Raw genomic sequence first — 12,822 nt, forward strand, 5'->3', positions numbered from 1 at the left:
TCTAAAATTTTGTAAGGGGCTTTTTAGATATTCCCTGCATATCTATATGATTTATTTGATATCTGAGAGTTTTGAAGGAAGATAATTAATTGTTTTATGAGATGATATAAATCTCAGATATAAGTTGGAGCTTTTTAATGTGTGGGATTATCGGAATTCTTGGAAAAAAATGTGTTACATCCTCTTTGGTTGAGGGGTTAAAGCGCCTTGAGTATAGAGGGTATGATTCATCTGGTATCGCAACAGTTCATAATGGGCGTCTTTATCGTGTACGGGCTGAAGGGAAGCTTGTTCATTTAGAAGAAAAATTACAGAAAACGCCTTTAAAAGGAAATTTAGGGATTGGTCATACGCGTTGGGCTACGCATGGAGTTGCTGTGGAGCGGAATGCTCATCCTCATGTAACGGAACGGCTTGCGATTGTTCATAATGGTATTATTGAAAATTTTGTAGAATTGCAAAAAGAACTCATTGAGGATGGTTATAGCTTTGAAACAGAGACGGATACAGAGGTCATTGCTCATTTAATTACGCGCGCGTTGAAAAAAGGTCTTTCTCCGCAAGAAGCAATACGCACAAGTTGGAAACGATTGCGGGGGGCTTTTGCTATTGTTGTTATTTTTGAAGGTGAAGACAATCTTATGATTGCTGCTCGTTCTGGTCCTCCGCTGGCAATTGGCTATGGAAAAGATGCGTTTTTTGTCGGATCTGATGCAATTGCGTTGGCTCCATTTGTAGATCGCGTCAGCTATATGGAAGATGGGGATTGGGCCGTTCTAACACGGGAAAGTGTAACAATTTACGATGCAGACAATCAACCGGTAAAACGCTCTATTACACCCTTATTTGAAGGGGCTTTATTGGTTTCTAAGGGAAATCATCGCCATTTCATGCACAAGGAAATGTTTGAACAGCCTGAAGTTATTTCTCATAATTTGGCGCATTACCTTGATCTTGGCAATTATACGGTTCGCTCGTTTCAAAAATTGATTGATTGGAAGAAAATTAAGAGGATACTCTTTGCGAGTTGTGGAACAGCTTATTATTCAACTTTAGTTGCACGCTATTGGTTTGAGAGTTTTGCTGCTTTAAGTGTTGATAATGATGTTGCTTCAGAATTTCGTTATCGTGAACCTCCTATCAATTCTGATGTTTTGTCGGTGTTTGTCTCTCAATCTGGTGAAACAGCTGATACATTGGCGTCTTTGCGTTATTGTCGCGAACATGGTGTCAAAACAGCAACAATTGTCAATGTTGAGCAATCAACAATGGCAAGGGAGGCTGATTTTGTTTTACCAACACGAGCAGGTCCAGAAATTGGTGTGGCTTCAACAAAAGCTTTTACTTGTCAATTGGCTACCCTTGCTGCAATGGCGCTTGATGCTGCTAAGCAACGTGGATCCCTTTCAGAGCAATCAGAACATCAGTTTGTTCAGCAATTGGCAGAAGTTCCTAGGATGTTCAATGAGGTTTTAAAGCTAGATAATAAAATTGAACAGATTTGTCGCAATTTAGTAAATGTAAAAGGTGTTCTTTATCTAGGGCGTGGTACTTCTTATCCAATTGCGTTAGAAGGCGCGCTTAAACTGAAGGAGCTTTCTTATATTCATGCAGAAGGTTATGCAGCGGGTGAGTTAAAACATGGGCCGATTGCATTGGTGGATGATGCACTACCTGTTATTGTTGTAGCACCTTATGATCGGTGGTTTGAAAAGACTTGTTCTAATATGCAAGAAGTAGCAGCGCGCAATGGTCGTATTATTTTGATAACTGATAAAAGAGGGGCAGAGGCAGTTCATCTTGATACTTTGTCAACGATTGTTTTGCCGAATATTCCAGAATTTATTGCGCCTATTATTTATGCTTTACCCATTCAGTTAATTGCTTATCACACAGCTGTTTTACTAGGAACCGATGTTGATCAACCGCGTAATTTAGCAAAATCAGTCACTGTTGAGTGAAAAGAGGTATTTTGGAACTTTGGGAAAATGATTAAGAAGATAAAAAATTAATTGATTAATGATGATTTATTTCTTTCCTTCTTGAATGAGGACATTAAAGACAGGAACATTTTCCTATTTTTCCCTTCCTGTTTTAGAATTAAAAGATGTTTTTTTGTGCATGTCACAAAAGAGAGGGAATGCGTGAAGAGGCAACAATTTATAAAAGATCTCTTTACTCTTTATTTTAAATATTTTTTTTCACATGCCAACTCTGTTTATGATGTGCGGTTGAGTGAATTTTATTGATTTAATATAAGGGGATTTGAGATGGAAAAATCTTAGAATATTCGGAGAGAATCTAATAGGAAAAATGATAAATTATCTTTATAATCAATGTTCTATTGTAAATATTTAAGGTTTTAATTTCTATCGAATTGTTTTTTTGTTATCCTGCTCGTAGTAGGCGCATAGCGTCGTCGTGGTCGAAAAGATAAAGGAGCAAACGTAAAGCTTGTCCTTGTTCTGAAGAAAGGTGAGGATCGCGTTGTAAAAATAAACGTGCTTCTCTTCTTGCAAGTGATAAAAGATCACTATGGACTGCAAGGTTTGCTATGCGGAATTCAGGCATACCAGATTGTCGTGTTCCTAAAAGCTCTCCTTCTCCTCGCAAACGCCAGTCTTCTTCTGCAATTTTAAAACCATCTTCTGTACTCCGTATAATATTAAGGCGTGTTGCAGCCATTTTTGTCAATGGATCTTTGTAGAGCAAAATACAGGAGGATTTTTTTTCTCCTCGTCCAACACGTCCACGCAATTGGTGCAGTTGTGAAAGCCCAAAATGTTCTGCATGTTCGATGATGATGATCGAGGCATCTGGAATATCTACTCCTACTTCAATGACCGTAGTTGCAACTAAAATACGTATGTTACCGCATTTAAAAGATGCCATAGCTGCTTCTTTTTCATCCGTCGACATTTTTCCATGTATCATACCAACAGAGATTCCAAATCGCTCTTGGAGCATAGCAAAACGACTTTCAATGGAAGTGAGTTCAAGAGTTGTCGATTCTTCTACTAAAGGACAAATCCAATAGAGCTTTTCACCTTTTTCTAAGGCAATAGCAATTCGTTCTATGAGTTCGTCAATACGTTTTAAAGAAAGTATTGCTGTTGTAATTGGTTGTCGTCCTATTGGTTTTTCAGTAATTTTGGAAACATCCATATCACCAAAAGCTGTCAAGACTAATGTACGTGGAATTGGAGTGGCGGTCATTACCAGCATATCCGGTTTATGACCTTTTGCTGTAAGAGCAAGGCGTTGATGTACCCCAAAACGATGTTGTTCATCAATAATGGCTAAAGCAAGATTATGATAAGTGACATTATCTTGTATGAGGGCATGGGTTCCGATAATAAGAGAGGCCTGGCCTGATAAAATATCGTTCAAGATCTTTGTACGCAATTTGCCTTTTTCTCGTCCGGTTAAAAGAATTGTTTGCAATCCGATCTTTTCAGCAAGAGGTGCAATTGTTGCGAAATGTTGCCTGGCAAGAACTTCTGTGGGGGTCATTAAAGCTGACTGTCCTCTATTTTCAGCAATTTGTAGCATTGCCATGAATGCAACAATGGTTTTGCCTGCCCCTACATCACCTTGTAGAAGCCTTAACATTGGTTCTGGTGAAGCAAGATCGTTGGCAATATCTTCTATTGCTTTTGTTTGTTCCTTTGTAAGTTCGAAAGGGAGAGTTTTTAACAATTTTTCAGTGTAAGTTCCTGTTGGTGGTCGAGAGGTTCCTACAAGAGATTTAGTTTTCAAACGCACGAGCCCAAGAGCTAATTGACAAGCGAGCAATTCATCATAGGCAAGACGTTTGCGTGCTGTACTTTCTAAAATTAAATCATCGGGATCAATGGGGGCATGGATGCGACGTAAAGCAACAGAAAAAGAAGAAAAATTTTGCTGTTTTTTGACGCTTTCCCCTATCCATTCTGGTAAGAGAGGAACATATTCAAGGGCGTTTTGTATTGTACGCCTTAGCGTTTTTGCTGATAGTCCAGCAGTAGAAGGGTAGATAGGTTCGATCAAGGGCATCTGGTTTGATTGCTCAGTTGGAGCGATATGATCGGGGTGTACCATAGAAAGTTGTCCGTTAAATCGTTCAACTTTACCGGATACAATAACTTTTTTTCCTTCTGGGAGTTGTTTTTTTAGCCAAACGGACTGGGCATGAAAAAACACCAAATTTATTTTTCCTGTTTGATCATGAGCGCTAACACGGTATGGTAATCGGTTACGGCCAATGGGAGGTGGATGATGTTGATCAACAATAATTTCAAGAGTTACGGTGTTCCCTTCTTGTGCAAAAGCAATATTGGGCCGCATTCTACGGTCTATAACGGAATGAGGCATTAACTGAAGAAGGTCAAGAATGGTTGGTTCACCTTGTGTAGCGCTAATGTTTAAGACTTTGGCAAGTAAGCCACATATCTTGGGGCTTATTCTTGGCAGAGTGCGTACAGAGGTAAAAAGAGGACGAATAAGGTCTGGAATCATAAGCAAATTTAGCCGGCTCTTTTTGTTTTTTCCAGTGTTTTAAAAGAGTTTTTTGAGGATAACACACTGAATATCATAGGGGAAGTTGCTTTATTGATAGTTTGAGTTTTAAGCATAAAAGTGAAGCTTTAAAGAATGGATACAGTAACACTATAAAAGGAAAAGTGCTCGTATTCGTACTATTTTATTTATTCTATAAAATTTTCTCCTTTTTATTTTTGTGCGTTTCTTTGTTATGATTTTAGATATTTTCTTGATGGATGTCTAATATGCAATATAAATAAAATTGAAATGTCTTGCCTTTCTCAGGAGCGGAAGTCTTAAGTTGAATATGATGGGTAAAAATGTTCTCTCTTGTGAGAAGGAGGAGAGCTGTTATTTGGCATCTATTTTGTAGTGGGAAATTTTCAGAGTGTCAGAAGATAAAAATAAAATACGGGATGAAAAACAATCTTTTCCTCGCTTTATTCATTTGAGGGTACACTCAGCTTATTCATTGCTTGAAGGGGCTTTAAAAATTCCACAAATTATTCAACATGCTATTTCAGATCGTACACCAGCGGTTGCGATTACGGATACGAATAATTTATTTGGTGCTTTAGAATTTTCGCAATATTGTTTTTCGCATGGGATTCAACCTATTATAGGTTGTCAGCTTACAATTGACTTTGGAGATGGAAATGATAATCCGCGTTTAGTTAAATGGCGTCATCCTTCCGATTTTTGCTCTCTTATTTTGTTGGCTGCTAGTGAAATCGGTTATGCTCATTTGGTTCGTCTTGTTAGTCGTGCTTATCTTGATAAATGCGATACTGATCCTCCCCATATCAAAGCCAATTGGCTGTTATCGCAGAATGAAGGAATCATTGCTTTGACTGGCGGGAAAGGGGGGCCTATTAATCTTTCTTTGGCAGAAGAGAGAAATGAGCGTGCTGTTGAACGCTTAACTTATTTGAAAAAGATTTTTGCTGATCGCCTTTATGTGGAATTACAGCGGCATGGCTCTTTTGATCAAAAAATAGAAGCTGCACTTATTGAGCTGGCTTATGCACATGAAATTCCTCTTGTTGCAACAAATGAAGCTTTTTTTCTGAATAGGGAAGGGTATGAAGCCCATGATGCACTGATGGCAGTTGCAGAAGGGCAAATTGTTTCTAATCCAGATCGCAAACGTGTGACACCAGATCATTATTTAAAGTCACAAGATGAAATGGTTGCACTGTTTTCTGATCTTCCAGAAGCTTTAGAAAACAGCGTTGAGATTGCCTTGCGTTGTCATACTGCTACGCCAACTCGAAAACCAATTTTGCCTCGTTTTATAGAGCAATCTGTTGATGCAAAATTTAGTTTAGAAGAAGAAGATAGAGAACTGTTAAATCAGGCTAAAGCTGGTTTAAAAACGCGACTTAAAACAATTGGATTAGCTGAAGGATACGCAATTACAGATTATGAGCAGCGGCTTGATTATGAAATTTCAGTTATTACGCGTATGCAATTTTCTGGCTACTTTCTTATTGTTTCGGATTTTATAAAATGGGCAAAAGTCCATGATATTCCGGTTGGTCCAGGACGTGGCTCTGGTGCTGGTTCGCTTGTTGCTTATGCATTGATGATTACCGATGTTGATCCATTGCGTTTTTCTCTTCTCTTTGAAAGATTTCTCAATCCAGATCGTGTTTCTATGCCAGATTTTGATATCGACTTTTGTCAAGAACGGCGCGAAGAAGTTATTCGTTATGTTCAAAAAAAATATGGTCGTGATCAAGTCGCACAAATTATTACCTTTGGTAAATTGCAGGCACGTGCGGTATTGCGTGATGTTGGGCGTGTTTTAGAAGTACCTTATCGTCAAGTGGATTATCTTACAAAGCTGGTTCCTGCTGCGCCTGGAAGCCAAGTTGAATTGGCTGATGCTATTAAGGATGAACCAAAATTTGAAGAAGAAAAGAAAAAGGATCCCGCTGTTGGACGCACATTAGATATAGCGCTTCAGTTGGAGGGACTTTATCGTCATGCATCAACCCATGCGGCAGGCATTGTTATCGGTGATCGGCCACTCTCAGAGCTTATCCCAATGTATCGTGATCCTCGTTCCGATATGCCTGTGACACAATTTAATATGAAATATGTTGAACAGGCTGGGCTGGTAAAATTTGATTTTCTTGGATTAAAAACGCTGACTGTTTTGAAGATGGCGGTAGATTTTGTTGCACGAAAAGGTATCACAATAGATCTATCAAATATCCCTCTCAATGATGAAGCGACTTACGCCATGATGGCACGTGGTGAAACGGTTGGCGTGTTTCAGGTTGAAAGTTCTGGTATGCGTAAGGCGCTTATTGGCATGAAACCAGATCGTATTGAAGATATTATTGCTCTTGTTGCGCTTTATCGTCCTGGTCCGATGGAGAATATCCCAACCTATAATGCACGCAAACACGGGGAAGAGGAAATTGCTTCTATTCATCCTAAAATAGATCATTTGATTAAAGAAACACAAGGCGTTATTGTCTATCAAGAACAGGTGATGCAGATTGCTCAAGTGCTTGCTGGTTATTCGCTTGGAGAAGCGGATTTATTGCGTCGGGCTATGGGGAAAAAAATCCACGCAGAAATGCAAAAACAGCGTACACGCTTTGTGAATGGAGCTGTTGCTGGTGGTGTTGATAAGGATCAGGCTGATGTTATCTTTGACCTTTTAGCAAAGTTTGCCGATTATGGTTTTAATAAATCGCACGCTGCTGCTTATGCGATTATTTCTTATCAAACAGCTTATATGAAAGCACACCATCCCGTTGAGTTTTTAGCCGCTTCCATGACCTATGATATGATGAATACCGAAAAATTAAATGATTTTCGGCGTGAGGCATTAAGGTTGGGTATTGAAGTTGTTGCACCTTGTGTACAAACATCACATCGTGTTTTTGAGGTTGGTGATAATTGTATTTATTATTCTCTTGCTGCCATTAAAGGTGTGGGAGAAGCGGTTGTTGATCATATTGTCGCTTGTCGTGGAAATAAGGTTTTTAAGGATCTAGAAGATTTTTGTGAGCGTATTGATCCGCGTATTGTTAATAAGCGTGCAATGGAAAGTTTGGTTTGTGCTGGTGCTTTTGATTGTTTTAATATTGCACGTGAGGTTTTATTGGCAAGTCTTGGAACTCTTCATGCGCGTGCACTTCGCATTCTCGAGAATAATTCTAGCGGACAGACTGATATATTTGGAATAACCAGTGTATTAAAAGAGCCTTTGATTCTATCACAAGCCTCTCCTTGGTCACTAGCTGAAAAACTTCATCGAGAATTTCAAGCAATAGGTTTTTACTTTTCTGCTCATCCTCTCGATGAATATCAAGCTATTCTTGTTAAAAAACGTATTCAGAGTTGGGTTAATTTTGCTGATGCCGTTAAAGCTGGTGCAACTGCTGCGAGGTTAGCTGGAACTGTTGTGGCAAAACAAGTGCGTAAAACAAAATCTGGTAAGAAAATGGGCATTATTCATTTTTCTGATACGAGCGGACAGTATGAGACAGTTCTTTTTTCGGAGGCGCTTTCGGATTATGAGGAGATACTGGAACTCGGGAAATCTTTTATCATTACGGTGAGTGCAGAAAATCGCTCTGAGGGGATTAGTTTGCGACTTGAGACGGCTCAATCTTTGGAAAAGGAAGCTGCACAGCATCATAAAATGATGCGTCTTTTTATCAAAACAGTTGATATGCTTCCACAAATTGAACAAAATTTAAACCTTGGTGGAAATGGAGAAGTAGCGCTTATTCTGATTCAAGAAGATGGATTACGAGAAGTCGAAATTGCGCTTTCAAAGCGATACAAAGTAAACTCGCGTGTGGCAAATACTCTGAAATCAATTCAGGGTGTTGTTGATGTGGAGTTAACTTAAATCAAGAGCTCTGAAGTAACTGCTTATTTAAGGAGCATTTTTGTTGCATTGGTGATTTAAAATTTAGCTTTGAATTAGCCTGTCGATTTTAAAAAAATCTTTCTTTTATTTGAGATCAGTGAGGAGCAACTTGTGTCCTCTTAATTATTAATTTTGTATTATCGACATCCATGCAATCTCAAGCAGTCTGATCTCACAATGTTTTTCTGTCTCATGCACTCTTATTCTATTATAAAAAAATTGTATGATCTTGGTTTGACCAATAGGGGGAGTGAATATAAAAATTATCAATTGTTTTCGTATCAGAGTAGAGGCAATGGTAGATGTTTTTAAATACAAGGTTGGCATTTGTTTATAGATGTTATGAGTGTACATTTAAGAAATTCAAGACATCGCTCGTAAGAACCAAAAGCAATTTAGAATTTTAAATTTTATCATTTTTTGACCATATATTTTTTTCACTTTTTTGTTAGGCGCATCGCATCATAGGTATAAAGCCAATCCAGACTCGACATAATGTTTTCTGCTGTACGAATTTTCATGATAAAATTACGTGCAATCGCTAGGGGACCAGTTGCATGGTAGGCTATTCTGTTAAAATCTCCCCGTTTTTTGACTGCTGTAATGCGAGGCCTGCGTATTTTTTCGTATAGCGAAATGGCTTTCATTAAGGGTAAATCTTTAAGAGAAAGGACTTCTGCTAATGTTGCGGCATCTTCTATTGCCATAGCTGCACCTTGCGCTGCAAAAGGAAGGGCTGCGTGTGCACAATCACCAACAAAGACTTGTCGTTCTAAACCTAAAAAACGATTGTGTTTCATTTGAAATAGCGGCCAATAGCTCCATTCATCTATAGGGTCAAAGATTTGCAAAATTTTCTGATTCCAACCTTTAAATAAAGATTTAAGCTCTTCTTTTTTTCCTTTATGTGCCCATCCTTCTTTTACATTTTTTCCATGTGTAATGGCTACAAAATTAAAAAGTCTTTCTGATGCGTGAATGGGATAGATGATAAGGTGATTTTTAGGTCCCATCCAAGCAGTAACTGTCTTTCTATTTTGTAATACAGAACGAAAGCTTTTGGGAAGATTTTCAAATTCTGTTGTTGCACGCCAAGCAATAAAGCCACTAAAACTTGCTTTTTCATGAAAAGGAGCCAATTGTCGTAATGTTGACCAAACTCCATCGCATCCAATTAGAAGAGATGTTGAATAAGACTGGTGGTGTTCTGTTTTCGTTGCTGCGTCTTTTTTTATTGTTTTTATGTGAATGCTGTTTGTAGTTTGTGTAGACGCTACAACAGCTTCACCTGTTTTGTATTTGATAAGAGGATTTTCTATAACAGCTTTGTGTAAAACTTTTTGTAAATCCGCTCGATGAATCATAAGGTAAGGGGATTTCCAATTTTTTTCTGATAAATTAAGAAGATCAACGTGCAGATGTGTTTTTAAAGAGACTCCATCTCTTAATTGAAGAAATTGTGGGGTTATACCCATTTCTGTGAGTTTGCTCAGAATGCCCCAACGTGCAAAAATGTGCGTCGCATTTGGAGTAAGCTGAATACCCGCACCTACACTCTCAAGCTGTGTACGTTTTTCAATAATGGTGCTTGCTATTCCTTTATAAGAAAGTGCCAAGGCAGAGCTTAAACCAGCAATACCACCTCCAACGATGATTGGTGATTGGTCCATGAGTTACTTTCTTGCATTTGAAAAAGAAGAGCAGACATTATTTAGGGTTATATAAACATCCCTTAGGCTTTGTTTGATCGTATGATAGCAAGGGATCATAACGATAAAGCGTTGAACAATAAGGGCAAATTTTTTCATCAGCTGATCCCATGTCAATAAAGATGTGGGGATGGTCGAATGGTTGTGTAGCACCTACACACATAAACTCTTTTACACCAATTTCGATTATTTTATATCCAAGATCATTTTGGAAATGGGGGATATTATGATCAGCCATGCTGTACAAACTCCGGATAAATTGCCTAATAAGGCATGATTTGGACTATCTATTTTATATCCATTAGTTTGTGATAAAGCGTATAATAATGCAAGGAGCTTTTTAGGATATTGGTCTATAGGAGTAAAATAAGTGCAAAAGTTTTAAAATGTGAAAATAAATATCATGAGGAGAATTGGAACTTTGTGATTACGGTAACATATCGTAAAGCGTTATATGATATATTTCTTCATCAAAATTTTGGAGAATATACAAGGAAAAATATCTAGAATATATGGAAAAAACGATTGCAGATCAGATTTCTTTATCGGATGTCACAATGAAGAATCCGGCGCGGTTTATTAACCGAGAATTTTCATGGCTACAATTTAATAATCGTGTTTTAATGGAAGCTGCTCATTTAAAGAATCCTTTATTAGAGCGACTACAGTTTCTTTCAATTTCAGCAACAAATCTTGATGAGTTTTTTATGGTTCGTGTTGCTGGACTTGCTACTCAAATTCGCGCTGGAGTTACAACACGCAGTGCAGATGGTCGTACACCGCAGGAGCAGCTTGATTTTGTATTAGCTGAAATTTCGCGTTTGCAGGATAACCAACTACGAGAATTGAGTGTTTTACGGCATGAATTAAAACAAAATGATATTGAAATTATTTGTTCTGCTGGGCTTTCAGAAGTTGAAAAATCATGGATTGAAAAATATTTTCTTGATAAAATTTCTCCTCTTTTAAAACCTTTGTTTGTTGATCCTGCTTGCCCTTTTCCATTTATTCCTAATTTAGGGTTTTCCATTGCTGTTCAATTATCTCGCTGTGCTGATCAAAACTCTTTTATAGCGTTGTTGCCACTCCCAACGGTCTTGAGGCGTTTTGTTCTTCTTCCTCAAGAGAACAATCGTCTTCGTTTTATTGCTTGTGAAGATGTTATAAGCCTTTTTATACCTCGTATATTTCCTGATTATGAAATTGAGGGAATTGGTACATTTAGGGTGATTCGTAATAGTGATATTGCAGTAGAAGAAGAGGCTGAAGATCTTGTTCATTTTTTTGAAACTGCACTTAAAAGGCGGCGTCGTGGGCAGGTTATTCGGATTGAATTTGAGGCAAAAATGCCAATGCATTTGCGCCAATTTATCACCAAGGGTCTTGCTGTTCCTGATCATTATATCAATGTTCTTGATGGATTTTTGGCCCTTAATATGCTTTCAGAAATTGTTTCTATTCCACGCAATGACCTAAAGTTTGCTCCTTATCATCCTCGTGTTTCTGAATGTATTCGTCAGCATAAGGGCGATTGTTTTGCAGCTATTCGTCAAAATGATATCGTGATTCACCATCCTTATGAATCCTTTGATGTTGTTGTAGAGTTTTTACGTCAAGCTGCTCGTGATTCTGATGTTATAGAAATTAAACAAACGCTTTATCGTACGTCAAATGATAGCCCTATTGTTGGTGCTTTGATTGAGGCTGCTGAACAGGGTAAGTCAGTGACCGCTTTGGTAGAACTTAAAGCACGTTTTGATGAGGAAGCCAATATTCGTTGGGCACGTGATCTTGAGCGTGCAGGCGTTCAAGTTTTTTTTGGTTTTATTGCTTTAAAAACACATGCTAAAATGTCTCTCGTTGTGCGGCGTGAAGGAAAACGCCTTTGCTCTTACGTTCATCTTGGAACGGGAAATTACCATCCCATTAATGCTAAAGTTTATACTGATCTTTCCTTTTTTACCAATGATGATGATATTGCTCATGATGTTGCATTGTTGTTCAATTATATTGCTGAATATGTGCGCCCAAGTGAAGCCATGAAGATTGCTTTTTCACCCTTAACATTGCGTGGTCGTATTTTGCAGCATATTGAAGAAGAAATTAACAATGCGCGCCAAGGACGGCTTGCTGCTATTTGGATAAAAGTCAATGCATTGGTTGATCCTGAAATTATTGATGCTTTATATCGTGCTAGTCAAGCGGGTGTGCAGATTGATTTAGTGGTGCGGGGCATATGTTGTTTGCGTCCTGGTATTCCAGGCATTTCTGATAATATTCGTGTGAAGTCAATTGTAGGGCGTTTTCTTGAACATAGTCGCATTTTTTGTTTTGGCAATGGTGCAGATTTACCCAGTGAGAATGCCGTTGTTTATTTCGGATCCGCTGATATGATGCCTCGCAATCTCGATTACCGTGTTGAAATATTGGTTCCAGTTTTTGATAAAACGATTCGTCAACAAATTCTTTTACAAATTATGCTCGCGAATATCATTGATAATCAACAAAGCTTTGATATATTAAGTGATGGAACATCAAAACGTATAATACCGCAAAAGGGTGAAAGCCCATTTGATGCGCAGGAGTATTTTATGATCGAATCAGGTCTTTCAAGAAGCGAAAGGTCTTTTAAGTCTTCTGCTTCACGTTTGGTTGCGTTGTATCAGCAGAAAAGTCGAACTATATAAAGACTGA

5 protein-coding genes and 1 pseudogene are annotated in these 12,822 nt (G+C 38.2%); 3 read left to right on the top strand and 3 right to left on the bottom strand.

What is annotated here, in order from left to right:
* Window positions 1–137 precede the first annotated feature (137 nt).
* Window positions 138–1,961, top strand: coding sequence for a glutamine--fructose-6-phosphate transaminase (isomerizing) (gene glmS, locus BN200_RS06245; protein ID WP_019221691.1), 1,824 nt, complete (start codon window positions 138–140; stop codon window positions 1,959–1,961).
* Between the two features lie 427 nt (window positions 1,962–2,388).
* Here glmS and recG read toward each other — a convergent pair whose 3' ends face one another.
* A complete protein-coding gene (gene recG, locus BN200_RS06250) occupies window positions 2,389–4,497 on the bottom strand; it encodes an ATP-dependent DNA helicase RecG (protein ID WP_019221692.1) in 2,109 nt (702 codons plus the stop codon).
* A gap of 412 nt (window positions 4,498–4,909) precedes the next feature.
* Between recG and dnaE the strand changes: the two genes are divergently transcribed.
* Complete coding sequence (gene dnaE / locus BN200_RS06255; RefSeq protein WP_019221693.1) at window positions 4,910–8,398, top strand: DNA polymerase III subunit alpha; 3,489 nt, start codon at window positions 4,910–4,912, stop codon at window positions 8,396–8,398.
* A 458-nt stretch (window positions 8,399–8,856) separates the two neighbouring features.
* Here the strand turns inward: dnaE and BN200_RS06260 are convergent, their stop codons facing one another.
* Both BN200_RS06260 and BN200_RS06265 read right to left on the bottom strand, forming a co-directional pair.
* The gene (locus tag BN200_RS06260) at window positions 8,857–10,089 is read right to left on the bottom strand and encodes an FAD-binding protein (RefSeq protein WP_019221694.1); all 1,233 of its coding nucleotides are present in this window, start codon (window positions 10,087–10,089) and stop codon (window positions 8,857–8,859) included.
* Window positions 10,090–10,126: 37 nt separating this feature from the next.
* Complete coding sequence (locus tag BN200_RS06265; protein ID WP_019221695.1) at window positions 10,127–10,366, bottom strand: zinc-finger domain-containing protein; 240 nt, start codon at window positions 10,364–10,366, stop codon at window positions 10,127–10,129.
* A 274-nt stretch (window positions 10,367–10,640) separates the two neighbouring features.
* On the opposite strand from BN200_RS06265, the pseudogene BN200_RS06270 reads away from it, so the two are divergent.
* Window positions 10,641–12,822 (top strand): annotated as a pseudogene (locus BN200_RS06270) (RNA degradosome polyphosphate kinase).

Origin of the sequence: Bartonella senegalensis OS02, assembly GCF_000312545.1 — a bacterium.
GTDB classification, from domain to species: domain Bacteria; phylum Pseudomonadota; class Alphaproteobacteria; order Rhizobiales; family Rhizobiaceae; genus Bartonella; species Bartonella senegalensis.